Annotated in this window: 25 protein-coding genes; 22 read left to right on the top strand and 3 right to left on the bottom strand. The window is 41.6% G+C overall.

Annotation, left to right across the window (positions count from 1 at the left end):
- Window positions 1-3: 3 nt before the first annotated feature.
- Window positions 4-1221 (top strand): M24 family metallopeptidase, encoded by a 1218-nt coding sequence (locus O2Q26_RS14580; protein WP_289216598.1) that lies wholly within the window; start codon window positions 4-6, stop codon window positions 1219-1221.
- 262 nt (window positions 1222-1483) lie between these two features.
- Complete coding sequence (locus O2Q26_RS14575; protein WP_289216597.1) at window positions 1484-1771, top strand: VanZ family protein; 288 nt, start codon at window positions 1484-1486, stop codon at window positions 1769-1771.
- Between the two features lie 816 nt (window positions 1772-2587).
- Here O2Q26_RS14575 and bglX read toward each other — a convergent pair.
- Window positions 2588-4750 (bottom strand): beta-glucosidase BglX, encoded by a 2163-nt coding sequence (gene bglX / locus O2Q26_RS14570; protein WP_289216596.1) that lies wholly within the window; start codon window positions 4748-4750, stop codon window positions 2588-2590.
- A 221-nt stretch (window positions 4751-4971) separates the two neighbouring features.
- Between bglX and O2Q26_RS14565 the strand changes: the two genes are divergently transcribed.
- The 5 genes from O2Q26_RS14565 (at window position 4972) to O2Q26_RS14545 (ending at window position 10086) form a co-directional block, all read left to right on the top strand.
- Window positions 4972-6207: a sugar ABC transporter substrate-binding protein gene (locus O2Q26_RS14565; protein ID WP_289216595.1), complete on the top strand. Its 1236-nt coding sequence runs from the start codon at window positions 4972-4974 to the stop codon at window positions 6205-6207.
- Window positions 6208-6302: 95 nt separating this feature from the next.
- Window positions 6303-7199 carry a carbohydrate ABC transporter permease gene (locus O2Q26_RS14560; RefSeq protein ID WP_289216594.1) on the top strand — a complete coding sequence of 299 codons (897 nt, stop codon included), beginning with the start codon at window positions 6303-6305 and terminating at the stop codon, window positions 7197-7199.
- 16 nt (window positions 7200-7215) lie between these two features.
- Entirely contained in the window at window positions 7216-8043 is an 828-nt protein-coding gene (locus O2Q26_RS14555; protein ID WP_289216593.1) for a carbohydrate ABC transporter permease, read from the top strand.
- A gap of 45 nt (window positions 8044-8088) precedes the next feature.
- A complete protein-coding gene (locus O2Q26_RS14550) occupies window positions 8089-9072 on the top strand; it encodes a LacI family DNA-binding transcriptional regulator (RefSeq protein WP_289216592.1) in 984 nt (327 codons plus the stop codon).
- Window positions 9073-9315: 243 nt separating this feature from the next.
- Entirely contained in the window at window positions 9316-10086 is a 771-nt protein-coding gene (locus tag O2Q26_RS14545) for an SDR family NAD(P)-dependent oxidoreductase (protein WP_289216591.1), read from the top strand.
- Between the two features lie 259 nt (window positions 10087-10345).
- On the opposite strand, the gene O2Q26_RS14540 is transcribed toward O2Q26_RS14545, so the two are convergent.
- A complete protein-coding gene (locus O2Q26_RS14540) occupies window positions 10346-10942 on the bottom strand; it encodes a pyroglutamyl-peptidase I (protein ID WP_289216590.1) in 597 nt (198 codons plus the stop codon).
- Between the two features lie 187 nt (window positions 10943-11129).
- Here O2Q26_RS14540 and O2Q26_RS14535 point away from each other — a divergent pair, with 187 nt between their 5' ends.
- The 15 genes from O2Q26_RS14535 to O2Q26_RS14465 all read left to right on the top strand — a co-directional run bounded on the left by O2Q26_RS14535 (window position 11130) and on the right by O2Q26_RS14465 (window position 25195).
- A complete protein-coding gene (locus O2Q26_RS14535; protein ID WP_289216589.1) occupies window positions 11130-11369 on the top strand; it encodes a class I tRNA ligase family protein in 240 nt (79 codons plus the stop codon).
- A gap of 84 nt (window positions 11370-11453) precedes the next feature.
- Window positions 11454-11918, top strand: a complete 465-nt coding sequence (locus O2Q26_RS14530) for a hypothetical protein (protein ID WP_289216588.1) — start codon at window positions 11454-11456, stop codon at window positions 11916-11918.
- Between the two features lie 1061 nt (window positions 11919-12979).
- Entirely contained in the window at window positions 12980-13714 is a 735-nt protein-coding gene (locus tag O2Q26_RS14525; RefSeq protein WP_289216587.1) for a hypothetical protein, read from the top strand.
- Between the two features lie 331 nt (window positions 13715-14045).
- Complete coding sequence (gene rfbA, locus O2Q26_RS14520) at window positions 14046-14978, top strand: glucose-1-phosphate thymidylyltransferase RfbA (protein ID WP_289216586.1); 933 nt, start codon at window positions 14046-14048, stop codon at window positions 14976-14978.
- On the top strand, window positions 14971-15999 hold the full coding sequence (gene rfbB / locus O2Q26_RS14515) for a dTDP-glucose 4,6-dehydratase (RefSeq protein WP_289216585.1): 1029 nt from the start codon (window positions 14971-14973) through the stop codon (window positions 15997-15999). The genes rfbA and rfbB overlap by 8 nt, the downstream gene beginning before the upstream one ends.
- Window positions 15963-16940: a glycosyltransferase family 2 protein gene (locus O2Q26_RS14510; protein ID WP_289216584.1), complete on the top strand. Its 978-nt coding sequence runs from the start codon at window positions 15963-15965 to the stop codon at window positions 16938-16940. Before rfbB ends, O2Q26_RS14510 begins: the two co-directional genes overlap by 37 nt.
- A 1-nt stretch (window position 16941) precedes the next feature.
- Window positions 16942-17628, top strand: coding sequence for a GNAT family N-acetyltransferase (locus O2Q26_RS14505; RefSeq protein ID WP_289216583.1), 687 nt, complete (start codon window positions 16942-16944; stop codon window positions 17626-17628).
- 3 nt (window positions 17629-17631) lie between these two features.
- Window positions 17632-17988, top strand: a complete 357-nt coding sequence (locus tag O2Q26_RS14500) for an EamA family transporter (RefSeq protein WP_289216582.1) — start codon at window positions 17632-17634, stop codon at window positions 17986-17988.
- Window positions 17989-17992: 4 nt separating this feature from the next.
- Window positions 17993-19123, top strand: a complete 1131-nt coding sequence (gene rffA / locus O2Q26_RS14495) for a dTDP-4-amino-4,6-dideoxygalactose transaminase (protein WP_289216581.1) — start codon at window positions 17993-17995, stop codon at window positions 19121-19123.
- Window positions 19086-20792 carry a DUF6044 family protein gene (locus O2Q26_RS14490; protein ID WP_289216580.1) on the top strand — a complete coding sequence of 569 codons (1707 nt, stop codon included), beginning with the start codon at window positions 19086-19088 and terminating at the stop codon, window positions 20790-20792. Before rffA ends, O2Q26_RS14490 begins: the two co-directional genes overlap by 38 nt.
- A gap of 174 nt (window positions 20793-20966) precedes the next feature.
- A complete protein-coding gene (locus O2Q26_RS14485) occupies window positions 20967-21770 on the top strand; it encodes an alpha/beta fold hydrolase (RefSeq protein ID WP_289216579.1) in 804 nt (267 codons plus the stop codon).
- A 293-nt stretch (window positions 21771-22063) separates the two neighbouring features.
- Complete coding sequence (locus O2Q26_RS14480) at window positions 22064-22339, top strand: aspartyl-phosphate phosphatase Spo0E family protein (RefSeq protein WP_289216722.1); 276 nt, start codon at window positions 22064-22066, stop codon at window positions 22337-22339.
- Between the two features lie 122 nt (window positions 22340-22461).
- Window positions 22462-23478, top strand: a complete 1017-nt coding sequence (locus O2Q26_RS14475) for an S-layer homology domain-containing protein (RefSeq protein WP_289216578.1) — start codon at window positions 22462-22464, stop codon at window positions 23476-23478.
- A 268-nt stretch (window positions 23479-23746) separates the two neighbouring features.
- On the top strand, window positions 23747-24478 hold the full coding sequence (locus O2Q26_RS14470) for a PRC-barrel domain-containing protein (protein WP_289216577.1): 732 nt from the start codon (window positions 23747-23749) through the stop codon (window positions 24476-24478).
- A gap of 102 nt (window positions 24479-24580) precedes the next feature.
- Window positions 24581-25195: a CAP domain-containing protein gene (locus O2Q26_RS14465; RefSeq protein ID WP_289216576.1), complete on the top strand. Its 615-nt coding sequence runs from the start codon at window positions 24581-24583 to the stop codon at window positions 25193-25195.
- Window positions 25196-25227: 32 nt separating this feature from the next.
- Here the strand turns inward: O2Q26_RS14465 and O2Q26_RS14460 are convergent, their stop codons facing one another.
- Window positions 25228-25677 carry a YusW family protein gene (locus O2Q26_RS14460; RefSeq protein WP_289216575.1) on the bottom strand — a complete coding sequence of 150 codons (450 nt, stop codon included), beginning with the start codon at window positions 25675-25677 and terminating at the stop codon, window positions 25228-25230.
- Window positions 25678-25716: the final 39 nt, after the last annotated feature.

The following is a 25716-nucleotide window of genomic DNA, read 5'->3' as shown; positions in this document are numbered from 1 at the left end:
TATGTGGGGAAATTACAAAGTATTCGTCATGACAAGACGCAGATTGATTTAGTCCGAATGCGTCAATATCGTTTGGGAAGAGTTCGAGAACAGCTGAAAGAGTTAGGATACGGCGGCATAGTCATTTTCGATCCGGTGAATTTGCGATATGCGACTGGTAGTCGGAATATGCAAGTGTTTATGCTGAGAAATCCGGGGCGTTACGTCTTCATCCCGACGGAAGGTCCGATTACTTTATTCGATTTTCCAAACTGTGAGCACTTATCCGAAGGACTTGAAACAATAGATGAAGTTAGACCGGCGACCACTTTATCGTACGTTGCTTCTGGTGAAAATCTTCACGATAACGCGAAACAGTGGGCTGAAGAAATAACAGATTTGTTGAAGCAGCATGCAGGATCTAACAATAAGCTTGCGGTCGATTATATACCATCAGTCGGAGCCATAGAATTGGCAAAACTCGGGATAGAGGTTATGGATGGACAAGAGCCGATTGAACATGCACGAAGCATTAAAAATAAACAAGAAATCGAAGCTATGAAAATTTCTGTGCGTACGGCAGAAGAAGGCATGATTCGGATGCAGCAGGCCCTAAAGCCTGGTATTACAGAAAATGAACTGTGGTCTCATCTACATCAAACGAATATTGCTCAGGGCGGCGATTATATTGAAACGAGGCTGCTTAATTCTGGTGAGCGCACGAATCCGTGGTTTCAAGAATGCAGTGATAAAGTCATTAACGACGGAGAATTAGTAGCGTTTGATACTGATATGAACGGTCCGTTCGGGTACTTTACGGATATCAGCCGCACCTTTTACTGCGGGGAAGGTGAACCAACTGACGAACAGAAGCGGCTGTATCAAACAGCTTATGAACAAATCCAGACTAATATCGAGCTGTTGAAGCCTGGGATGACTTTTAGGGAATATGCAGAAAAAAGCTGGCGCATTCCTGAAGAGTTTTTCCCGAACCGCTATTTCACTGTAGCTCATGGCACGGGACTAAGCGGAGAATACCCTTATATTGTTTATCCTCAGGATTTTGAAGAAAAAGGGTATGATGGAGTCATAAGAGAGAATATGGTCTTATCCGTAGAAAGCTACATTGGATCGCCTGGAGGAAAAGAAGGGGTCAAGCTTGAAGAGCAGCTGCTCGTTACAGAAAACGGAGTAGAGAACTTTTCTGACTTTCCTTTTGAATCTAAGCTTCTCGGTAAATGATCCTCGATTGAAGGTTAGGGATTGTCTTTTTAAAATGTGTGGTTGAGGAACTTCCTTGGCTGCACATTTTTTGTTTTCTCACACTTCCGTATAAAACTCGGCTTCTCTTTCTATAATGATTAATAGTCTATGAACTATAAAAGGAGGGGAAGTCTATGAAAAGATTAGTACTAACCGCCCTGCCGATCACATACATGGCCCTAATATGGATTCAATCTAGTTACCCCATTGAAGAAATTAAAAGTTTCCTGGGGATATCTCCATGACAGCAGGTGCTTTATTTGAACTATTGCATTTCGTTGAATTTGCGATATTGTACGTGCTGATTATTGGTGCTCTTGCAGCAAATCATAGATTGTCTGTGGTGACGAGCTATATAGCGGCTGGCGCGGCGATGCTTTACGGAGTAAGTGATGAGATTCATCAATTTTATGTTCCGGGAAGGTCGTTTACGGTCATCGATCTAGTTAAAAATGGGACGGGCATTCTTGCAGCGCTAGGAATCGTTCATTTTCTCTATTTTAATAAAGTTTCTGTTAAATATGAGTAATATTCATATAAGCGCTCCCTAATCTTAAACGCTCAGTTTCGAGCTATAGTGGGAGTGTGGGACTGCAGGAAACGATTCGCTTTCCGTGGGACGGGCGCTGAGCCTCCTCGAGCTTCGCTCTGTGGGGTCTCACCTGTCCCGCTGCTCCCACAGGAGTCTCACCGTTTCCTTCCGCCCCTCTGCCTAATAAGTACCTCGAAACCTAAGCAAAACAGAAAATCATATACAACTACTCCTTTTATATCGAAAAACTAGTTATAGTGCTCTTTATCTTAATAGTACACAGATGAAGAAAGCTGTGAGACTCCTTGTGTAAAAGGGGAAACGCTTCGTTTAGCGGCGTATGGACTGGACTCAGCTTTTGGACATAAAGGATACACAAAGGACGGAGTGATTCGATGTTGACTTACTATAGCTGGAATACGTATCTTAGATGAGAGCTCGAAAGACTTTTCTATTCCACTGCCAGGTGGGTTCGTTCATTTCGCATGGGGTGGTTGGGAAGCTGGGAGACTCCCGTGGGAGAAGGATCCAGGCGAGATCCCACAGGGCTTTAGCCCGAGGAAGCTCGCCAGTTCCCCCACAGGAAAGCGAGTAGCTTCCCAACCACCCCTAACTCATAATACGGCGGCGAACTCCACCCCAGTTATAACGAAATGAGTATTCAACAATCCTACCAGTTTCGTTGCAAAACAAAACTTTTTATGAAAAAACAACTACGACGAATAATATAGCATTAATAAAAAATGCGTAGTCTGTGAACCGATACGCATAAAAAACTCCTCCTGATCAAAAAGACAGGAGGAGTTTTAGCTTTTAGTCTATTAATCTAAACATTTTGCTTTGTACGTCTTTACTGCTTCCCCCGACAAACACTTCAAAATCACCTGCATCACTCGTATGCTCGAGATCGGCATGATAATAGCGCAGCTGCTGTTCGTCGATCGTAAACTGGACTTGCTTTGCCTCTCCGGGCTGAAGGAGAATTTTTTGAAAGTCTTTTAATTCCTTCAATGGGCGGACCACTTTTCCTACGAGGTCTCTTATATAAAGCTGAACAATTTCTTCCCCGGCGACGTCACTCGTATTTTTAACCTCTACACTCACCGTCAAGCTTTCCTCTTTCGTTATCTCATCAGCAGAAAGTTCAGGCTCACTGTAATGATAGGTGCTGTAACTTAAGCCGTAACCGAACGGATAAAGCGCTTCGTTAGGGCTGTCCAAGTATTGAGAGACGTAGCGGATTTGCGCGTCGGGTGCGCCTTTAGGACGTCCGGTATTGTAGTTGTTGTAATAAACAGGTACCTGTCCCACGGAATGAGGGAAGGACATCGATAGCTTGGCTGATGGATTGACTTTTCCATATAAAATATCAGCAATCGCATGGCCGCCTTCTGTTCCTGGATACCATGCCTCGATGACGGCATCGGCGTGTTCAATCACTTCTGTAAGGTCGAGCGGTCGTCCATTAAATAACACAGCGATGACTGGTTTACCAAGCTCTTTCACTTGCTTCAGCAAATCTAATTGTACTTCTGGCAGGCGGATGTCTGTGCGGGAACCTGCTTCACCGCTCATATCTGAGTGTTCACCGAGTGCGACGATGACGGTTTCCGCTTCCTCAACTGCTTCAAGAGCTTTTTGCATTTGTTCTGCTGTTCCTGTTTCAATGGAAGTGCCTTCTGCTATAAGTAATTCGTCTCCAGGTACGTAGTTCTTCATCCCTGTTTCCAGCGTAATCGTGTCTTCAGGCGACCCGGCCCATGACCACGGTCCGAGAATGTCTGTACTGGTTGCGAAAGGTCCGATGAGAGCGGTTTTACCTTTCGAACTTAGAGGCAGAAGCTCTTCGTTTTTTAGGAGGACGATCGATTTCGATGCGAGTTCACGAGCTGCATCACGATGTTCAGATGATAGAATGAATGTTTTTTCTGCCTCTTCGTCCGCATCACGGAACGGATTTTCAAACAGACCGAGCTTCTTCTTCAGTGTAAGGATGCGTAATACGGCTTCATCAACTAATGCTTCTGTCAACTTCCCTTCTTCGATCAGTTCACTTACATGGTTCACATAACAAGAGGTCATCATCTCAATGTCGACACCAGCAGTAAGTGCCTGTTCGGCAGCTTCTTTTTCATTCGCTGCCACGCCGTGAGGGAGCAATTCTTTTACAGCGCCCCAATCAGAAATCAACACACCGTCAAATCCCCATTCGTTTCGCAGCAAATCGCGCATTAACGGTTTATTTCCGGTGGAAGGAACGCCATTTAAAATATTGAACGCAGTCATCACCATTTCGCACCCTTCATCTAATGCGGCTTTATAAGCGGGTAAGTAAGATTCGCGCAGCATCCACTCAGACATGTCGACCGTATTATAATCTCTTCCACCTTCAGGAGCCCCATACGCAGCAAAGTGTTTCACGCACGCCGCCACTTTATAGTGGTCTTCTTCTAAGTTTCCTTGAAACCCTCTGACAAATGAGCGGGCAAACGAACCGTTTAGAAAAGGATCTTCTCCTGTAGATTCCATCACGCGGCCCCACCTGGGATCTCTCGACAGGTCGACCATCGGCGCAAATGAAACGTGCACACCGGAAACCGCCGCTTCTTTAGCTGCAATCGCTGCACTTTGCTCGGCCAATTCTGTATCCCACGAACAGCCGATAGCCAACGGAACTGGGAAAATGGTTTTGAAACCGTGAACGATATCAGACATGAACAATAAAGGAATATTCAACCGATTGCTTTCTAAATGCTTCTTTTGTATATATTTAACTTCAGCAGCCCCAGAAGCCCCGAGCACTGATCCAGTGTTCTTAATATCTTCATCATCAATCCCCATATCTTCCATCGGGCCTGTGATCTGGCCGCGGTCGGAAGCGCCTTCAAAAAAAGGAGTAGCTAATTGAACGAGCTGTCCAACTTTCTCCTGCAGTGTCATTTGGTTAAGTAAATCCATTAATTGATGGTCGGTCATTTATAATCCTCCTAGCAAAAAATTCGAAACGTTTCAATTGAGCTTTATGGATAGAAGTATAAGGCTGTTCTATCTTTTAGTCAATGAATAATAGCTTTATAATAATGGTTTTAAGCAAAAATTAAAGTTTTTTGAAAAAAATGTTGAAAGCGCATTCAATTTTAAGTACAATAAATTTATCGAAACGTTTCAACAAATTAAATTTCAAAGGGGTGCACGTTATGAAATCGAAGATAATTGCTTTGTTCGTGGTAGTCTTACTATCTATTACTTTAGCAGCTTGTTCTAATGGTGATTCTTCATCTGGAGGAGGCGATGACACGGTCACTGTATGGGCGATGGGAGAAGAAGGTAAAATGCTTAAAGAATTCAGTGAAGGTTTCGAAGAGGATCACCCTGAATTGACAGTAGATGTTCAAGCGATTCCGTGGGATACCGCTCATGATAAGCTGTTGACTGCTGTCGCCTCAGGAAATGGACCGGATGTCGTGCAGTTAGGAACAACGTGGGTACCTGAGTTTGCTGAAGCAGGGGCATTAATGGACCTTTCTGAATACGAAGAGGACTATCCGTCATTTGCCAAAGAGAACTATTTTGAAGGTTCAGCTTCCACCATGGAATATGATGATCAATTAGTAGGGATTCCCTGGTATGTAGATACACGAGTTATGTATTATCGTACAGACGTATTAGAAGAAGCGGGCTATGAAGAAGCTCCGCAAACGTGGGACGAGCTTAAAGAAGCAGCTCAGACGTTATCTGACCGCGGAGAAGACTCTTATGGTTTAGACATTGATCGTAATGATCAGATTACTCCGTTCATTTTTGCCTGGCAGAATGGCTATGAAGCGAACCTTGAGGAAAATGAACTGAACTTCGATACCCCGGAATTCAAAGAGGCGATTGAATACTATACAAGTTATTTCGATGAAGGGCTGAGCCAGAAACAGGAAGGTGTCGATATCGTCCAGGCGTTTAAAGAAGGAACGAAACCGATGTTCTTCAGCGGTCCGTGGATGATTAATATCATTAACGATCAAGCACCGGATATTGAAGGGGATTGGGCAACGGCTGTAATGCCGACCGAAGAAACGAATACGTCCAGCATGGGTGGAGCCAATTTATCTGTCTTTAAAGATGCTGAAAACGTAGACGGCGCGTTAGAGTATATCTCTTATATGACCGAAGTCGATACGCAGATGGACTGGCTTGAGACTTCAAATACGCTTCCATCTCTAACGGAAGCGTGGGAAGAAGACATAATGACTGAAGACCCGATGTACGCAACCTTCGGGGAACAGCTTGAAAATACTAAACCTGGTTTGCAGACAGAAGAATTCGAGCGTATCGCTCAAGAGTTGCTAAGTGCAATAGAACGAGTTGTGGAAGGCGATGCTGATTTGGATGCGGAACTTGAAGAGTTCAATGAAACCGCCAATGAACTTTTAGAAGATTAATTACAAAGGGTGGAGTGAATATAATCGTGCATTCACTCCATCTTTCCTTTTATAGATAGTCAAACTATAAGATGGATGGAGATAGGTGGGTATTCATGAGCAATTTTAATAAAATGATAAAAAACAGACACCCTTATATGTTCATAGCTCCAGCCGTACTATTGCTGACCGTCTTCAGTCTTATTCCAATCCTGATCGCTTTCGTTATCAGCTTTACAGATTTAAATTTGAAAGGACTGGCAGACTGGTCATCGATTACGTTTATCGGAGTGGAAAATTACACGGAATTGTTTTCAGATGACACATTTCTCAAATCAATATTCAACACAGCATTTTATGTAGTACTCGGAGTTCCGCTCGTTATCTTTTTTTCATTATCGATTGCTTTAATGCTGAATTATGGAACGAGTAAACTTTTCACGGTGTTCAGGGCAGTGTATTACATGCCTTCCATTACGAATATTATTGCGGTGGCTGTAATCTGGGGCTACTTATATAACACGGAGTACGGTCTGTTCAACTACTTGCTTTCACTGCTGACTGTAGATAATATTCCCTGGCTGGAAGAACCGACAATTGCCAAATTGTCTTTGATTCTGCTGGCAGTCTGGAAGGGGATCGGCATCAATATGATCATTTTTCTGGCGGCGCTTCAAGGAATCCCGCGTTCCTATTATGAAGCGGCTGAAATGGATGGGGCCAATCGTCTGCAAGTGCTGTTCAACGTAACATTACCTCTATTAAGGTACGCGACATTTTTTGTGACGATTACAACGTTGATCGGCTGGATGCAATTCTTCGAGGAACCGTTCGTCATGACAGATGGAGGACCTTTGGACGGGACGATCTCTATTGCGTTATTCATTTATAAAGAAGGGTTCCAGTTCAGTGAATTCGGTTATGCAGCGGCAGGATCGTTCATTCTGTTTGCAATGATTATTATCGTCACGATGATTCAATTCAAACTGAGAAAATCAGACACCGAATATTAAGGAAGGAGGGCACACGATGGCAATTAAGAAGAAAAGTAAGGCAGGAAATTACCTTGTGATTGTTTTAATGATTGTTGGAGGGATAGCCGTATCCATTCCTTTTATTTGGATGATATCGAGCTCTTTTAAACCGGAGAGTGAAGTACTGGCCATTCCGCCGACGATTTTTCCTGAAAATCCGACACTTGATAATTATATTAATCTATTTACGAATATGAACTTTACCGTATACTTGCGGAATACGCTGATCATTGTATTCTTCTCGTTCATCGGTCTGTTGTTCAACGCGATGGCAGGGTATGGTTTTGCCAAATATGAGTTTAAAGGCAGAGAGAAAGTCTTTTACCTTGTATTGGCGACGATGATGATACCAGGTCAGGTTACGATGATTCCGGTGTATTTGCTGCTCAATGAAATGGGACTGACTAATACGATGACCGGCATTATCCTGCCAGGACTTGCGGTCGCCTTCAGCATTTTCTTATTCCGTCAATTCATGACTACGATTCCTAACGACTTGATTGAAGCAGCTCGTCTAGATGGGGCAGGAGAATTCTATATATTTTTCAAATTGGTTATGCCGATTGCAAAGCCGATTTTTGCCGTGCAAGGTATTTTAACCTTTATCGCCGGCTGGAACAGCTTCCTATGGCCATTGATCATCGCAAATGATGAAAGTCTATATACGTTATCCGTCGGACTTTCCTTGCTCCAGGGTCAATATGCCAACAACTTCGCTTTGCAGATGGCAGGTGCTGCCTTCATGGTTGTGCCGATTATTATCATTTTTTCGTTTTTCCAAAAGTACATTGTCGAAGGCTTTACCATGTCAGGGATCAAATGATTTAGTACAATAGGATTTAGTATTCAATAAGGAAGGAGGGCAAGGATGACGACAATCAAAGATGTAGCAAAAAGAGCCGGAGTTGCAGTATCGACAGCTTCCTACGCCTTAAACGGCATTAATAAAGTCAGTGCAGCGACCGTTGAAAAAGTGAACAAAGCAGCGGCAGAACTCAACTATAAAAAGAGCGGCTTCGCTTCTGATTTGAAAAGGTCAAAAACGAACACCATCGCTCTCATTCTAAGCGATTTATCCGGTCCTTATTTCTCTGAATTAATCAAAGGTGTCCAGGAAGTCACCGCTTCTAACGGCTTTGACCTGATCGCCTGTAGTTCGGTCGGCGGTGATAAATCCACTGCTTCAAAGTTCTTAAAAGAAAAAAGGGTTGATGGAGCCATCGTTCTTGCCCATAATATTAGCGCAGATTTAATCAACTCATCCGCCAGAAAAGACTTCCCCATCATCGTGCTTGACCGGGATGTAGATAATCCAAATGTTGTCCACGTAGAAGTCGATAATAGGAAAGGAGCGTATGAAGCTACAGAATATATGATTCAAAAAGGGCACAGCTCCATCGCCTACGTCAGCGGACCGATGAACTCTCATGATAATGAAGAAAGATTTCAAGGGTATTTGAGCGCACTGGAACATAACAACCTTTCTTACCAATCACGCTGGAAAATCAGCGGAGATTTCACACGAGAAGGGGGCTATCGAGCCACCAAAATGCTTTTGGCGCAGCAGAATATGCCTGAAGCTGTCTTTTACGCCAACGACGAAATGGCTATCGGAGGACTGCAGGCTTTTTCAGAGAAGAAGGTACGGGTTCCTGAAGATATTTCGATGGTAGGTTTTGACGATATACAATTGTCTGAATATGTGCAGCCGCCTCTCACTACAGTAAGACAGCCCAAATATGAAGCAGGCGCGCTGGCTGTCCATCTCATTTTTCAAATGTTAGACGGAGAAGATGTAGATCGTACGTATAATCTGGGCACAGAGTTTGTTGAGAGGCTGTCAGTTAAATGAGTTATGTTCTTTCGTTACTTGGTGGGATAGGAAATGACTCTATTTCCTGGCCCTCCTTTCTGTGTTCACCGGAACGTAACAGTGCTGTTATAAACTTAATAGATTACGTTAGGTGATTGCATAAATAATTGCGGTCACTTTTTTTATCCATTCGATGACCTATCGAAATGATTGGTTATCGAATGGACCGGGAACACATCCAAAGGGCACCATTTAAATCCTACGTAATGGAGGACGATTATAATGAAAAAATATACAGTTGTCACAGGAGCAAGTTCTGGTATCGGATATGAAACAGCATTAGCTTTTGCTTTACGAGGCAAAAACTTGATTATTACGGCAAGAAGAGAAGAAAAACTGTCAGAGTTGAAAACAGAAATCCAACAGCACAATGAGGATGTAGATGTCATCATCAAAGTGGCTGACTTAGCTGAAACAGAAAACGCCTACAGCTTTTATGAAGACTTGAAAGACTATGACATAGAAACGTGGATCAATAACGCCGGGTTCGGAAATTTCGACCCTGTCAGCGACCACGACTTGTCAAAAATAACAAAAATGCTTCGCTTGAATAACGAAACACTTACAATTCTATCGTCTCTGTATGTCCGTGATTATGAAAATAAGGAAGGCACCCAATTAATCAACGTGTCTTCTGGCGGAGGGTACACGATTGTCCAGGATGCCGTCACGTATTGCGCGACGAAATTTTTCGTGAGCGCCTTTACTGAAGGACTCGATCAGGAACTGGCCGGCAAAGGATCCTCTATGCGAGCAAAAGTTTTAGCTCCAGCAGCAACAGAAACTGAATTTCTTAACCGTTCAATGGACAATGATGACATTCAATACGAAGGGAACATTCCTAAATACCATACAGCGAAAGAAATGGCGCAGTTCATGCTGGAGCTGTATGATAGTCAAAAAACGGTAGGGATAGTTAATGGTGAATCGTATGACTTTGAGTTGAGGGATCCGATTTACCCTTATGCTTCACTTTCATCTGAAGATAAGTGATGTGATCGGGAGTAAAGCTTTTGGTGTTCTTTCTTCAAGGCTTGAATTTTGTGAAAAGTTGTATTGTTATTTTAATAAAGGATAAAAGGACCAAGTGGCTGATAGTATTACATTCATCTTAAATCAAACATGGACATTCGCATGCGGATAGATTTATGAAGAGCATCAATCCATAAAGATTAAAGTATAGTCTAATAGATCGAAAGCCCAGGACTCTCTTTTTAAAGAAAGGGAGCCTGGGCTTTTTTAATGAATCAACTCATATTTCTTCAAGAATGATTCTAGTCGCTTTCAACAAATCATCTAATGACCACGATGGCAATGAGGGCCTTGATACTGCCAGATCGTGATGGGCGGGCATATGGATGAATCCTGAGGGGATTTCGAGTTTATGAAGTTTTATAAAGTGTGCAGCCTGATACATCACTTGATTGCATACATACGTGCCGGCTGTATTTGATATCGAACTGGGAATAGAGTGATGCTGCAGGGATTGGGTTATTTTTCTGATAGGCAGTGTTGAGAAATATGCATCGGGTCCACCTGCGATGATTTTCTTGTCGGTATATTGGTTCCCTTCATTATCCTGATCGCCATCCATACAGTTGATGGCTATTCTCTCCGGAGTAATTCGATTTCTACCTGCGGCTAACCCGAGTAAAACTACGGCATCAGGATTATATTCCTTCATATAATCAGTCAGCATTGCACCTGCTAGTTGAAAATCAACGGGGAGAACTTTACCGAAGATTGTCTTCCCGGCGACAGCTTCTTCGTTTATTGTTTTTACGATGTGTTCGGTTGGATTTGAATCCAACTCTGAAAATGGTTCAAATCCAGTGAGTAGTATGTTCATGAAAGATTTCCCTCCTGAAGCTGTTTATTTTAATCGAAATTTTCAAGCTGTCCAGTTTATCAAAGAATATCAAATACCGTTTTATCAGCAAAGTGAGGGTGAGACAGTTACTCCTCGTACATAACCTGCAATAAAGAGGCGTATACATAGCGTATTGAGTCCAATATTTAATAAAAAGGATGATTTAATGAAGTGCCCTACATGTGAAAACACCCAGACAACAGGAACATTCTGCGGACAATGCGGAGCTAAATTGCAAGAAGATACGTCTACCAATCCATCGAGCAAGTCCCCCTCTATCACACCTGATTTACAGGCACCTGCTGCTTCTATTACTAATTCTGAATGGATGAATAAGGTGGAGGATTTTTGGAATTATTCTCGAAGTTTGCTAAAACAGCCTTTAGAAGCCTTTCGATCAACATAGTCAGTGTTCGCTCAAGGAATCATGACCCTGCTTCTTTATATGATCACTTTTACTCTAAGCTTATACTTTCTGGCAAGTTCTTTGATGAAGCAGCTAAACACTTTCTGGATGGAAACGGAGCCGCTTCCTTTTTTTGAAATCAGTTCGAAGCTGTTCCTTTTCTCATTTATTGGCGTAATCATAAGTATACTGGCTCTTATTATAGTCGCAAGCGCTATGAAGCTTAATTTAACCATTAAAGAAATAATCGCCCAGTATGGAGCGATAACTACGCCATTTTTGGCATTGAATGTACTGACGTTATTATTTTCTTTAAGCGGAACCGTTTCGGTCACTTTACTTCTGTTAGGGATTTCTTGTTTTTATGTATTACTCATGGTGCCCGTCCTGGTCATTTATCATCATGGGGTTACAGGTGAGAGCGGAGCTCCTGTATTTTATTGGAGTGTCGGCACAAGCATTCTGATTCTTTTGCTGTCTTACTTGTTCTGGAAATGGATACTAATCGAAAGGCTTGGTGAACTTACACCGCTCTTCGGTATCTTTTAAATGTTAAATTTCCTTGTTGATATTCATTTTAATCTCCCTTTAGTGGAAGACTCAGTTTCAAGATGTTAGAGCTGTTTTCCGGTACGTTTGACAGCGTTTGGAGGTCCGGGAAATCACTCGCTTTCCGTGGGAGCGCGGTGAGCCTCCTCGGACGTCCCGTCCTGCGGGGTCTCACCAAGCACTCTTTTCCCACAGGAGTCTCGCAATTTCCCGGACCTCCTTTAAGTTTGTCAGGTTCACGGAAACATCTGAGACAGTGCATTGAGTGAAGTACAGTTATTTTGAGAGGCAACGAGAAGTCGCCCCATTTCCAATAACCCATTTCAAAAGAATGTGTATGGACTGAACTAAGCTGGCAGAGATAAAAGAAACCAGAACAAAATGACTCGGTGTTGACTTGCCAGTCTCGTTAGTCGCTAAGCTCTATAGCCGGAATACGCAGCTTAGATGAGAAATCAGAAGTCTTTTCCAATGCCAGGGGGTTCGTTCATTCCATTTCGTACGGGGTTGTTGGGAAGCTGCGAGACTCCCGTGGGAGAAGGATGTAGACGAGATCCCACAGGGCTGAAAAGCCCGAGGAAGCTCGCCACTTCCCCCACAGGAAAGCGAGTAGCTTCCCAACCACCCCTGACTCTCAATACGGGAACGAACCCAGGCTATTTCAAAATCAAGTCTTCCGCTATCCTGCCATATTGTTGAACAACTTTTTAATAATGAAACAAAAAATTTATTAAGCTGATCACCCTGAAATGACTCGCATACTTTATGCAGGAGCGGGCTAACGAACTGGATTCTTATAATATTGAAAGGGATAAATTGGAATATAATGATAGAAAGTGGTATAATAGCTGATATAGGCATGACCTCTTCAGTAAATATGTGAAGAGATGTTTATAATTTAAATGTACAGAATCGGAAACTATAAAATCAGCTCATATAAGTGAGCTTTCAGTCAGGTAAAGGAACGTGACGCTTTCGGATAATGAGGGGCGTCTTTTTTATGCTTTTAAATAAGGTAATCGTCGTTTGGTAAAGTCTCGTTTAAAGTGAGGAGGCATTGTATGAAGCAAATATATGCTTTTGAGACAAAAGAAGAGTACGGAAGGTATCAAGAGGTGATTGAAAGATTCAATAAAAAATTGGAAGACTACCAGCGACTGTTGGAAGATAATTATCCATTAACTACTTTGCCAAAAGGAGTAGTATGGACTTCCGAAGACTTAGCTACCACTCTGTTTTCCGACGTTCCTATACCCGCCTATACAGATAGAGATGTAATTTACATTTCCCCGGATTTAGAAGCTTGGAGAAAGCTGTTGATTAGACAAGTTGATGCATATGACATCCCTGAAATTAAGGAATTTTATGAAAATTGTTCAGAGGACTATCTATTTACGATATTGGCACATGAATTGACTCATTATTCTGGTGCGTTCAGTAAAGAAGATAATAATTGGTTTGAAGAAGGAATGTGCGACTATTTATCAAGAAAACTTGTTTTAGAGGAAAGGGAGTTTAAGGAGATCACGAATATTGAGCTCGTACTCGTTGAAGTTCATAAGGAACGATATGGAGGTCACTCTTTAGAGGATTTCGGCAGACCTTCTGATCAAGGAACAATTTTAATCAATCGGATGTTCGATTTCTGGCGCAGTTATCTTGCCGTGGAATTCTTGGTTGAAGTGAGGGCAAGTAACGATGTGGAAATGATTTTGAATGAATACAAAAATTGGGATCGTGAAGGCAGGGTCATTCCTTTGACTGAGCATTTTGAAATGGAAGATTTCTTTAATTGATGGAAGATTCGTTTGTCATTTGTAAAATTGTACGGCCATAGAGAAATTGAAAGCAGTAAAAGAATTCTTTCATAGAAATCGCTCTTATTCGTTTTTACTAAGTTTAGTCGCTTAGTTGATAACGAATGGAGTGATTTTTTGTTTATTAAAAGATTTAATACGTGATACGTTCCGCTTAGGCATGTCACCGTCGATTAATCAAAACGGGGCAGTGGGGCGTGCGACCAAAATCACAGAAAATGTTACTAAAATGTAAGGTTATGTAATCGTAAAAGAAGGAATAGAAGAGTACTATGAAAAAATCTTATTAAAAGAGACGAGGTAATCGATCATGAAAGGAATCATTCTTGCGGGCGGCAGCGGTACGAGGCTGTCACCAAGCACATTAAGTATCAATAAACATTTAATCCCTGTCTACGATAAGCCTATGATTTATTATCCTCTATCTGTACTGATGCTGGGCGGTATCAAAGAAGTCCTGATCATCAGTACTCCTCATGATGTATCGAGGTTTAAAGATTTACTTGGTAACGGTGAATCACTTGGAATTTCAATTTCCTACCTCTCACAGGAAGATCCAAACGGGATCCCTGAAGCGTTAGTGATCGGCGAGCATTTCATCGGAAAAGATGATGTGACGTTGATGCTTGGTGATAATATTTTTTACGGGCAGGGATTTACTACGCTTTTTCGAAAAGCGATCAAGAATCATGAACATGCAACGATTTTCGGGTATCGAGTCAAGGATCCGGAGCGGTTCGGCGTAGCTGAATTTAATGAAAGAAAAAAAGTAGTATCTTTAGAAGAGAAGCCGGACGATCCTAAATCTGATTTTGCCGTAACGGGGTTATACATTTATGACCACCATGCGGTAGAGATAGCAAAGCATCTTGAACCTTCAGAACGCGGAGAACTCGAAATCACTGATTTGAATAAAGAATACTTGAAGATGAATAAACTCAATGTGGAACTTCTCGGTCGTGGTTTCGCCTGGATGGATGCGGGGACACACGAGTCGTTGTTCGAGGCTTCTGAGTTCGTAAAAAATATTCAGCAGCGGCAAGGGTTCAAACTCGCGTGTCTTGAGGAGATCTCCTATTACATGGGCTATATCAATAAAGATGACTTAATTGATATGGGAAATTCTATGGCCAAAAATGATTATGGGCGATATTTACTCGATATTGCAAATAGAAAGCACATTGAACAGTACTGGGATGATTTAGTAGGTCACCCTATGTTGGAGGTGATGAGTCATGAATAAATCGGATTCTTATCTGCTTGTTACAGGAGGTGCGGGTTTTATCGGCTCAAATTTCATCAAATATTATTTGAGCCAATATCCTCACGCCAAAGTAGTTAACGTGGACAAGCTGACGTATGCCGGATCGACCTTTAATTTAGAAAGCGTGGCTGATCATCCCAACTATCATTTTGTCCATGCAGATATTACCGATGAAAAGGCTGTAGACCGTATTTTTAACGACTACCCGATCGGCGGCGTCATTAATTTCGCTGCCGAATCTCATGTTGATCGTTCGATTGAAGATGCTTCTTCTTTCGTAAATACAAATGTGATGGGCACGATGGTACTTCTGCAGATCGCACGAAAAGTGTGGACTGAGCAAGGAATACTGAAGGCTGCACGCTTTCATCACATTTCAACCGATGAAGTGTATGGTTCATTGGACAATGATGAGAAGTTTCATGAGCAAACTCCATATGATCCAAGAAATCCCTATAGTGCCTCTAAAGCAGGAGCTAACCTGCTCGTCAAAAGCTTTGGGTATACATATGGAATGAATATCGTGATATCCAGCAGTTCTAATAACTATGGTCCAAGCCAGCATGAAGAAAAATTGATTCCTACCATTATTTCTAATGCGCTTCGTCATAACCCAATTCCTATTTATGGAGATGGGAAAAATATAAGGGAGTGGCTGTACGTTGAAGATCATTGTCGCGCCCTCGACCTTATTTTTCATCAGGGTCAATCGATGGAAAGCTATAATATTGGCGGAGGAAATGAGCTGAAGAATATAGATTTAGCAGTGAAAATTTGTGAGATTCTAGACAATAATTATCCAGATCGAAAAGGTTCCTTGAATAGTTTCAAAGATTTAATCACTTATACAGAGGATCGTCTTGGTCACGATAGAAGATATGCAGTAGATGATCGGAAATTACGAGGTGCGATGGGATGGCAGCCAGTCGTGGCAATGGAAAATGGACTTGAAGAAACTGTGGAATGGTACGTAAATCAATGGACACCAACCAGCCGCTGATCTCTGTTGTTGTCCCTGTTTATGGCTGCCGCTCTTGTTTACGGGAACTATGTGATCGATTACGTGCTGTAATTACAGCAATACCTGCAGATTATGAAATCATCTTAGTGAATGACGCAAGTCCTGATCATGCTTGGGAGTCCATTCATCAATTGGCTATGGAAGATGAACAGATTAGAGGAATTGATTTAGCGAGAAATTTTGGTCAGCATCACGCCATCACAGCCGGACTCGATCATACGATTGGAGACTGGGTTGTAGTTATGGATTGTGATTTACAGGACCGTCCTGAAGAAATAGCGGCTCTCTATAAAAAAGCGCAGGAAGGGTATGAGGTCGTTTTCGCAAAAAGAATCGTACGTCAAGATAGCCTGATTAAAAAGGTCCAATCCAAGCTGTTTTATCGTGTGTACGATTATTTCACAGGTCATTCATCTGACCACACCGTTGCTAATTTCAGTATTTGTCACAAAAAAGTGATCGAAGGCTTTCGACAAATGAAAGAACAGGGGCGGCTCTTTCCGCTGTTTTTGCAATGGATGGGGTATAAAACAACGAGTATCCCTGTTGAACATAACGAGCGGAGCGAGGGAGAGTCTTCTTATAATTTTAAGAAGCTTGTAACGCTTGCTACGGATACGATTATTGCGCAATCGAATAAACCTTTGAGACTGTCGATCCAGTTCGGGTTCATCGTTTCCCTCGGATCTTTTTTATATGGGCTTTATTTATTCATCCGATTTTTTTTCATGGATCAGCATGTACCCGGATGGACAAGTGTCATGGTTAGTTTATATTTCATCGCAGGATTGATTTTTTTCAATTTTGGTGTGCTGGGATTATATATAGGGAAAGTATTTAATGAAGTAAAAGGTAGACCGCTGTATCTCATTCGTGAACATGTGAATGGGAAGAAAGAGTCAAAGGATCGGAGTGGATGATGTGGCAGACTATTTACGACCTACCCCATGGGATAAAAGAAATTTCCAAATGGATACATTTGAAGTAATGAGCCTGGAAGAAGAAGCCCTTGCACAGACGGAGAATATTGAAGGACATTTCACGATTAAAGTAGATCCATTCAAAAGCTCTAAAATACTTCTGGATCATGGCTTCTATTATGTGGATACATTGATCGAGCCTGTTTGTGAAGAAGGAAAGCTTACCGTGTTTGAAAAAGATGGGACGGATATCTCATTAGAGTACGACCGCGAGCGTATCCTTGAAATCGCTAAAGAATCTTTTGAGCATGGACGCTTTCATCGTGATTTCAACATTCCTGATGAACAGGCTGATCTTAGGTACATGAATTGGGTCAGTGATTTAATGGATAAAAACCAGATTTACGCTCTCTTTTACGAAGGAAGCCTGATAGGTTTTTATGGGTTTGAAAAAGAGAACGTTCTGCTGTTAGGAATGAAAAAGGAATACAGAAGTAAAGGACTGGCGAAGCCGCTGACGAGTATGGGATGTAGAAAACAGTGGGAAGATCTTGACTTGCAACAGTTGAAAACGTCCATCTCAGCTGCCAATGCACCTTCGCTTAATTTATTTTATTCGCTCGGGTTCCGGTTAAGGAGCGCGAAGGACGTTTATCACAAAATAAATCGCTCCAGTATGGGTGTGTGACCGATGGGATATGCCTATATTTTTGGAACGATTTTCTTTACGGTGTATGGACAACTTATATTGAAATGGAAAATCGATCAATATGGCGGGCTTCCTGAATTGTGGAGAGATAAATTCATCTTCATCATTCAGCTGCTGCTGAATCCGTTTATTTTATCTGGTTTTTTATCGGCCTTTGTTGCCTCCTTGTTTTGGATGGCAGCGATGACCAAGTTTGATATTAGTTATGCCTACCCCTTTATGAGTCTTTCCTTTGTACTGGTTTTTTTATTGTCTGTATTCTTTTTTGGAGAGCCTATCACTTTTCAAAAAGTGATGGGTGTTTCCTTTATCGTGCTCGGCATTATCGTAATGAGGTGATTTGATGATTCCATTCAACGTCCCATGTGTCGTCGGAGGAGAAGAAAAGTTGATTCAAGAAGCTTTGACTCAGTCGAAGCTTTCTGGAAACGGTCCATTTGGAAAAAAGTGCACAGATTGGCTGGAGAATTATTTGGGATGTGAACGGGCATTTTTGACCCCATCTTGTACGGCAGCCCTTGAAATGGCAGCCCTTCTTACGGAAGCGGGACCTGGAGACGAGGTCATCATGCCTTCCTACACGTTCGTTTCCACCGCAAACGCTTTTGCTTTAAGGGGAGCGGATATTCGCTTCGTAGATATTGATCCAAGCACAATGAATATCGATCCGGTCCAAATTGAACAAGCGATAACGGAACGAACGAAAGCAATTGTAGTCGTCCATTACGCTGGGGTTTCTTGTGAAATGGATGAAATTATGCGGCTGGCTGATGGACGTGATATTTGGGTAGTGGAAGATGCTGCGCAAGCGTTGACGAGCCATTATAAAGGGAAGCCTTTAGGAACATTCGGTCATTTATCCGCCTTCAGTTTTCATGAAACGAAAAATTATGTGTGCGGCGAGGGGGGCGCGTTGATCGTCAACCATTATCCTTTTATCGAGCGCGCTGAAATGATTCAGGAAAAAGGAACGAATCGCGCCCAATTTGCCAGAGGAATGGTAGATAAATATACGTGGAGGGACATCGGTTCTTCTTATCTTCTGAGTGAACTCAATGCTGCTTATCTTTATAAACAATTTGAACAGATCGATACAATCAACGAAAGTCGGCTGAGGGCATGGAACTTTTATAAAGAACTACTGAAAGAAGTCATGGCGATAGATGGAATTGAAGGTCCTGTGATCCCGGAAGAAGCCAATCATAATGCCCATATGTTTTATTTGAAATGCCGTGATGGGGAAGAACGCTCGGAACTAATGAACTTTCTGAAGGAACACGATGTGGTAGCTGTTCCTCATTACGTGCCTCTGCATTCCTCTTACGCTGGGCAAGTTTATGGAATGTTCGCAGGAGAAGATCGTTTTACTACACAGGATAGTGAGCGTATTCTTCGTCTGCCTTTATATTACGGAATAACAGAAGAGGATGTCCGTTATGTCGTCAAACGTATTCAGCTTTTTTATCAGGCATAAATGGATTTTACTAGCCTGTAGCATATTAATCGTTTATTTGCTCCCTTACTATATCCTTGGGGAAAATACTCACATCCGTGTGCACGATAACATGGATTCCAATATCGTGTGGTATCAGCTGCTTGCTGAAAGCGGTCAGATTTTTGCAGGGCCTGGAGAAACACTTCCAAACGTCATCAACGGGCTGCCAAGAAGTGCACTTCCTTCAGCTCTTGATGCCGTAGTCTGGATTTATGTATGGTTTGAACCGTTTACTGCCTATACGATCAGCCAGACGATCATGAGGTTCACCGCATTCTTTGGGATGTATATTCTATTAAATCGTTTCCTGATAAGTGGGCGCTCGAGCTCCTGGATTTCAGCAGGGAGTGCGCTGGCGTTTGCCATGCTTCCTTTTTGGCCGTCAGGTGTACTGACAATCGCAGGACTGCCTTTAGCTTTTTATTTATTTCTGACCATTCGGAAACAGGGCAGGAACACGCCATGGTATTACTGGCTGATTTTATCATTGATTCCATTTTTATCGAACTTCATATTGACGTTTATTTTTTTCTTAGGCATTATGGGAATTCTCTGGCTGTTTGACTGGATACGCTCGAAACAGTTCAATCCACCTCTATTTATAGCGATTGCCGGCATGACGTCGATTTATTTAATAAAGAATTATATGTTGATTTACACGATGTTCATCGATTCTTCCTTCTCGTCCCATCGGGAGGAGAACGATCTCGGACATAAAGACTTGGCGGGAACACTGGATTTATTTGAACATAATTTCTTGAATGGGCATACCCATGATTTGGCGCTCCATCAATCGATTGTATTGCCTGTATTGATCGCGGCTCTTTTTTTGTCGATATTACGAGGAGGTTATCCGACTCGATTCATTTTATTGTTCACGGCAACACCAGTCCTTTCCTTATGGTACGCTTTTTGGTACTGGGAGGGCTGGAGGCCGCTCAAAGATTCTATCGACATTCTCAATACGTTCAATTTCGCGCGTATACACTTTTTTGACCCGATGATCTGGTACATCTGTTTCGCGCTAGCTTTAGCCATTATTGCCAAACAAATGATTGGTGGAAAATGGATAGCCGTTATCCTTATCGCTTTGCAGTGTTGGAACGTTTACCAAGTTCACGAGGAAACGAAGTATGGGGAATTCAATACCCCGACATTCAGCGAATTTTACTCGACAGACCTGTTTGACGAGATTAAAGATTATATCGGTAAGGATCCTTCAAGTTACCGGGTTGTCAGCGCAGCGATGCATCCGACGATCGCCCAGTATAATGGGTTTTATACACTGGATACGTATAACAACACGTACCCTCTCGAATATAAACATCAATTCCGGGAAGTCATCGGCCCCGAGTTAGAGAAAAGTCCTTCGCTTGCCCATTATTTCGATACGTGGGGAGGGAGAGCGTACATCTATTCAAGCGAACTAGGTGAGAATTATATGTTCAAAAAAACAAGCGATCGTAAGATAGAAGAGTTATTGCTTGATACGAAAGCTTTAAGTGAATTAGGAGGCGAGTACGTTCTGTCGGGTCTTCCTCTGGAAAATCATGAAGAAATTGGACTGGTGCTGGAAGAGGAATTTGAAAATGAGAGTTCTGCTTGGAGGATCTATTTATATCGTATTGACGATCCCGTAAGTTTGTAATGAAGAAGCTCTGCAGAGTGTGATCGCCTGCAGGGCTTTCTTTAGTTTTTAACTGCATCGTTGCTGCTTTTATCCTTTTAAATAAAAAGAATTAGAAAGCAATTCACATAACTCGGTCCGCTCTTTAATAGACTGATAGCATAGCTATTTTATACTCATAAGGAGTGTGGACAAATGCCTTCGATAAATATAGATTCAGATACAAACCTTTATTTTCAAGATGAAGGAGAAGGGCCAACTGTCATTTTCATTCATGGCGTCATGATGAGCAGCAAGTTTTTTGAACAGCAGCTCACCTACTTAAAGGCCAAATACCGAACCATTACGTTTGACCTGCGAGGTCACGGAAATTCCAGTAAGGTAGAGCACGGACATACTGTGGCGAACTATGCGAGAGATTTACATGTGCTGATTGAGAAGCTGGAACTGAAAGATGTGATTCTCGTAGGGTGGTCGATGGGGGCGTTTGTCGTATGGGATTATATCGACCAGTTCGGCACCGACAATATAAAGGCGGTTACTATCGTGGATCAATCGCCTTCGGATTATTTATGGGAGGGCTGGGAATACGGAGCTTTCAATTTTGACGCGATTAAAGGTGTCATGCAGGCCATCCAGGATGATCAGAGAGCTTTCAATAGTGAATTTATCTACGGCATGTTCAAAGATAAACCCGCCCCATCGATGCACGAATGGATTTTAGAAGAGATGATGAAGGTACCAACCTCTATCGCCACTACTATCGTTTTCAACCAGACAGCCGTAGATTATCGGGAGACGGTTTCAAAAGTCGATGTACCCACTCTCATTTGTTTTGGTCGTGATGATAAATTTTTCCCTGTGGCGGCTGGAGAATATATTCAGAATAAAATTCCTGGATCCACACTTATTCCTTTTGAACAAAGCAGTCATTGTTTATTTTTAGAGGAGCCTGATAAATTCAATATCGAACTGGACAAATTCTTTATGGGGCTTTAAACAATATCAAGCGTAGTCTAAGAGGCTATGCTTTTTTTTCGGAAAAATTTCATGAAAATGTTTCCTTTATGAATGATAAGGGGTAATTAAAAGTAAATGACTTCCAAAGCTGACATTTTGAACGAATGGAAACTTAGTGAAAAAATTTAGTATGTTGAGGTGATTTTTATAAGAGGAATTTTTATTTGAATCACTAACGTTTTTAAGGTATGAAGAGCTCTTATCCAGCCTATTCACTAATATCCATTTTTTATGGAAGTCATGCTTAGGAGAACCTCTGATTATTGAGTGGAATGATAGCTGAGGCGAATAAGCCGAGAAGAGATAGATATTTAAAGACAGTGTCATTTCTCCACTATACTTCACAGCTCAATCAATATTCATGTGGAGAGGAAGATATAGGTTTGTCGTGTTTTGAAGAATTGGAAAATAAAATTGAAAAGATTAGACAGAGGATGTATGAAATTTACACAAAAAATCCTACGGACACAGAAGTTTTAAAAATCTCCCAACAATTAGATGATGTGTTGAATGAACTAGAGAATTGCTACTGTGATAAGTCCAAATGAAGGATTTTATCTCCCGTTCTATGAATCTCTGAACGGGTTTTTTTACAATTTTTCACTGCAGTTCGTATTATAATAATAAAGCTGTGATATAATTTAGATAACATATAAAAAGGAGATTTATGATGAAAAAATTGGCTGTAATGGTGTTGACTGCCGTTGTTGCTTTGTCTTTGCCTCAATCATTTGTACTGGCTAGTTCGTTTCAGGATATCGAGCAAGTTCCCTGGGCTAAAAATCACATTAATTATTTAAGTGACCGGGAAGTTGTAAATGGCTATGATTCTAGTACGTTTGCCCCGGCTGATAATATTACTCGTGCGCAGGCTGCTCTAATGATTGTCAGAGATCTTTATCCAGGTGAGAAAGCTAGTCAGACTGTGAATTATCCAGATGTGTCTGAAAGTAATTTTTACAAAGATGCTATTGCTTTAGCCACTGAAAAAGGAGTAATAGAGGGATATGAGGATGGTACGTTTGGACCTGATGATTCCCTCACAAGAGCGGAAGCTGCGGTAATGATTGATAACGCGTACAATATCGACAGTGATGTGAAAGGGATCGGATTCAGTGATACTACCTCATTAAAATGGGCCGTACATAGCATCCGGGATTTGACTGCAGAGCATATTATTCATGGATACCCCGATGGTTTGTTCAAGCCAAAGCAATCGATTAATCGAGCAGAGTTTTCTGTCATCTTAGGTTCTACTTTAAATCGCCAATTGATTAATGAGAATACGATTGAAGGTCAGTTTAAAAACTATAGCCTGAATGATTTTGAAAAGAAGGTCGTAGAGCTGACCAATGATGAAAGAGAAGAACGAGGACTTAACTCACTTTCCATTGATAAGAAGTTATCTAAAATTGCATGGTATAAATCAAGAGACATGCAAATGAACAGTTATTTTGAACATGAGTCACCAACTTACGGATCGCCGTTTGACATGATGGATGGCTTCAATGTGAATTACAATGTTGCTGGTGAAAACATCGCTGAAGGGTATTACTCACCTGAGAGAGTAGTGGCCGCCTGGATGGACAGTCCTGGTCATAGAGAAAACATTCTAAGAAAAGGTGTCACTCATATCGGTGTAGGTTTCGAAGGAGATTTTTCGACACAAATGTTTATAGGTAAATAATTAGAAAGCCTTACAGTGAGAGATCTGTAAGGCTTTTTTTATGATTTAAACTAAAAGTAAGACTTTCCGCGTAGGTGGTGGATAGCGTCAGTTGGGGCCTTTACTCGTGCAAGGTTATCCGGGTGTTTTTTGTGTTTTTTCCACTAAAACATCGAATAATCCCTCAATTGTCATCTTTTATCCCATTTAATTGGAATTTTACTATGTTTGAATAATATTTTTCGCGGGAACATCCCAATATAAGGAATTTTAAAGAGAGGTGAAAAAGATGTTTGTAAATGCCACGACATTAGAAAAACTTACCCTGCAAGCTACGGACGGTGAAATGGGTAAAATTAAAGATCTTTATTTTGATGAAAGCAGCTACACGATCCGTTATCTAACCTTCGAATCAAAAAAATGGTTCCCTGATCAAGTCATTTATTTATCACCTTCTGCAGTAGAAGAGGTTGACTTAGAAAAACAGTTAATAACTGTTAATCATAGTAGAGATGAATTAAGTGAAGGGGCAGGAGTTAAAGAGGAAGCTGAAATGACGCCTGAAAGAGAAGAAGAACTTGCGTCCCGTATGAATTGGAGCCAATATTGGGTCCAACAAGAGAAGAGAGGCGACGAGACTTCTTCATTAGGCACTGCTGGCCCTAAGACTCAGCAGAACAGGCAGTTGCGAAGCATCAATCATTTGAAAGGAATTTTTAATCGCGCGAATGTCGTAGCTGAAGATGGAATAGTAGGGCCGATCAGCGATGCGGTCATTGAAATTGACAGTTGGAATGTCCGCTATTTTCAAGTAGACTGTGGTACTTGGTCTACACATCCATTGGCTTTGATTTCCCCTGATTGGATTACAGATACCGAATGGGACGAAGGACGTTTCCGTGTTGATTTGACCTTAAATGAGATTGAAGAAGGACCAATTTACAAAAAAGGAGATCCCATTACGAGAGAGTTCGAGCTAAAATTATATCAAAATTATAAAAAGAGTTTTTACTGGACGTAAGAACTGACCGCATGTCACCCCTTTAACAGAGGGGTGATTTTTTTTGAGAACTACATGATTTCTAATTTATGAGCCAGACTATGTGAAAAGGAGTGATGTAAATTGAAATTGGTGATAGGTATACTGACACTTACAGCAGCGCTGCTTCTTTTGCCGAATCCATCTTACGCACAGACAGATACTTACACAGTAAAAAGCGGAGATACCTTATGGAAGATATCAAAAAGTTATAAAATAGGGCTTTCTGAAATTATCAATGCGAACCCTGGATTTAATAACCCGGATTTGATTTATCCAGGCGATTTAGTGACTATTCCATTAAAAAGAGACGTCAAGTCCGTTGAGCAGCAAGTAATCGATTTAACGAACAAAGAACGTACTGCCAATGGGTTAGCCCCCCTCAGAAAGGATTGGCAATTATCACGAGTGGCCAGGTACAAATCCAAGGACATGGCTGAAAAAAGGTATTTTTCTCATAATTCCCCTACGTATGGATCTCCTTTTCAAATGATGAGGGATTTCAACATTTCTTATAGCCGTGGTGCTGAAAATATTGCTGCTGGACAGACGACCCCACAACAAGTCGTCAATGGCTGGATGGATAGCCCAGGTCACCGGAAAAATATTTTGGATGGAAACTTGAAAAGGATCGGTGTAGGCTATTTTGAAGGTGGAAGCATGGGACATTATTGGACACAGATGTTCATAACAAAATAGTTGAAATAGAGCCCTGAATAAGGGCTCTTTCTTTATTTGTAGTAGGATTTCCTTTCCCCATTCTCATATTCCACAGCAAGTTCAAATTCATTGAAATCAGGACCCAAATCGAAAGTTTCAATAACCTCATCAATCACTTCATCTTCTTTAGTGTACTCGTCAAATGTAAACCCATTAAAAGTAGTAGATAATTGATTGAACGCTTCTTCATCTCTAAGTTCGACGTTGCTTAACTCTTCGATGTTTGCTTTTATCTGGTTTGCTGAATCGATTTCATAATTCACGATAAAGGATAAATCTTCCATGTAACCGACTTTTAGGTGGAAACTTGTAAAGTTGAAAAAATGATCGTATTCAAGTGAGTCGTTGTAATGAACATCGGTGATTTCAAAGGTTGGGGCGGGTCTGGCTTGTTGCTGATAACTTTCACTGCCGCAGGTTGTTAATGTGAAAATACTGACCAACATAAGGAATTCTTTCATAGTTAATCGCTCCTGTCTCGTATATATTAAAAGCATTTC

The organism is Halobacillus campisalis (assembly GCF_030345335.1).
Lineage (GTDB): Bacteria > Bacillota > Bacilli > Bacillales > Halobacillaceae > Halobacillus_A > Halobacillus_A campisalis.
The sequence above is the reverse complement of the archived record's forward strand: the minus strand, read 5'-3'. Positions and strand labels throughout refer to the sequence as shown.

What these genes read in the sequence shown, in the direction of transcription:
- O2Q26_RS14575 (WP_289216597.1), top strand. Translation starts at nt 1,484, where the DNA reads ATGACAGCAGGTGCTTTATTTGAACTATTGCATTTCGTTGAATTTGCG.
- bglX (WP_289216596.1), bottom strand. Translation starts at nt 4,750, where the DNA reads ATGACCGACCATCAATTAATGGATTTACTTAACCAAATGACACTGCAG.
- O2Q26_RS14565 (WP_289216595.1), top strand. Translation starts at nt 4,972, where the DNA reads ATGAAATCGAAGATAATTGCTTTGTTCGTGGTAGTCTTACTATCTATT.
- O2Q26_RS14560 (WP_289216594.1), top strand. Translation starts at nt 6,303, where the DNA reads ATGAGCAATTTTAATAAAATGATAAAAAACAGACACCCTTATATGTTC.
- O2Q26_RS14555 (WP_289216593.1), top strand. Translation starts at nt 7,216, where the DNA reads ATGGCAATTAAGAAGAAAAGTAAGGCAGGAAATTACCTTGTGATTGTT.
- O2Q26_RS14550 (WP_289216592.1), top strand. Translation starts at nt 8,089, where the DNA reads ATGACGACAATCAAAGATGTAGCAAAAAGAGCCGGAGTTGCAGTATCG.
- O2Q26_RS14545 (WP_289216591.1), top strand. Translation starts at nt 9,316, where the DNA reads ATGAAAAAATATACAGTTGTCACAGGAGCAAGTTCTGGTATCGGATAT.
- O2Q26_RS14540 (WP_289216590.1), bottom strand. Translation starts at nt 10,942, where the DNA reads ATGAACATACTACTCACTGGATTTGAACCATTTTCAGAGTTGGATTCA.
- O2Q26_RS14535 (WP_289216589.1), top strand. Translation starts at nt 11,130, where the DNA reads ATGAAGTGCCCTACATGTGAAAACACCCAGACAACAGGAACATTCTGC.
- O2Q26_RS14530 (WP_289216588.1), top strand. Translation starts at nt 11,454, where the DNA reads ATGAAGCAGCTAAACACTTTCTGGATGGAAACGGAGCCGCTTCCTTTT.
- O2Q26_RS14525 (WP_289216587.1), top strand. Translation starts at nt 12,980, where the DNA reads ATGAAGCAAATATATGCTTTTGAGACAAAAGAAGAGTACGGAAGGTAT.
- rfbA (WP_289216586.1), top strand. Translation starts at nt 14,046, where the DNA reads ATGAAAGGAATCATTCTTGCGGGCGGCAGCGGTACGAGGCTGTCACCA.
- rfbB (WP_289216585.1), top strand. Translation starts at nt 14,971, where the DNA reads ATGAATAAATCGGATTCTTATCTGCTTGTTACAGGAGGTGCGGGTTTT.
- O2Q26_RS14510 (WP_289216584.1), top strand. Translation starts at nt 15,963, where the DNA reads ATGGTACGTAAATCAATGGACACCAACCAGCCGCTGATCTCTGTTGTT.
- O2Q26_RS14500 (WP_289216582.1), top strand. Translation starts at nt 17,632, where the DNA reads ATGGGATATGCCTATATTTTTGGAACGATTTTCTTTACGGTGTATGGA.
- rffA (WP_289216581.1), top strand. Translation starts at nt 17,993, where the DNA reads ATGATTCCATTCAACGTCCCATGTGTCGTCGGAGGAGAAGAAAAGTTG.
- O2Q26_RS14490 (WP_289216580.1), top strand. Translation starts at nt 19,086, where the DNA reads ATGTCGTCAAACGTATTCAGCTTTTTTATCAGGCATAAATGGATTTTA.
- O2Q26_RS14485 (WP_289216579.1), top strand. Translation starts at nt 20,967, where the DNA reads ATGCCTTCGATAAATATAGATTCAGATACAAACCTTTATTTTCAAGAT.
- O2Q26_RS14480 (WP_289216722.1), top strand. Translation starts at nt 22,064, where the DNA reads ATGATAGCTGAGGCGAATAAGCCGAGAAGAGATAGATATTTAAAGACA.
- O2Q26_RS14475 (WP_289216578.1), top strand. Translation starts at nt 22,462, where the DNA reads ATGAAAAAATTGGCTGTAATGGTGTTGACTGCCGTTGTTGCTTTGTCT.
- O2Q26_RS14470 (WP_289216577.1), top strand. Translation starts at nt 23,747, where the DNA reads ATGTTTGTAAATGCCACGACATTAGAAAAACTTACCCTGCAAGCTACG.
- O2Q26_RS14460 (WP_289216575.1), bottom strand. Translation starts at nt 25,677, where the DNA reads ATGAAAGAATTCCTTATGTTGGTCAGTATTTTCACATTAACAACCTGC.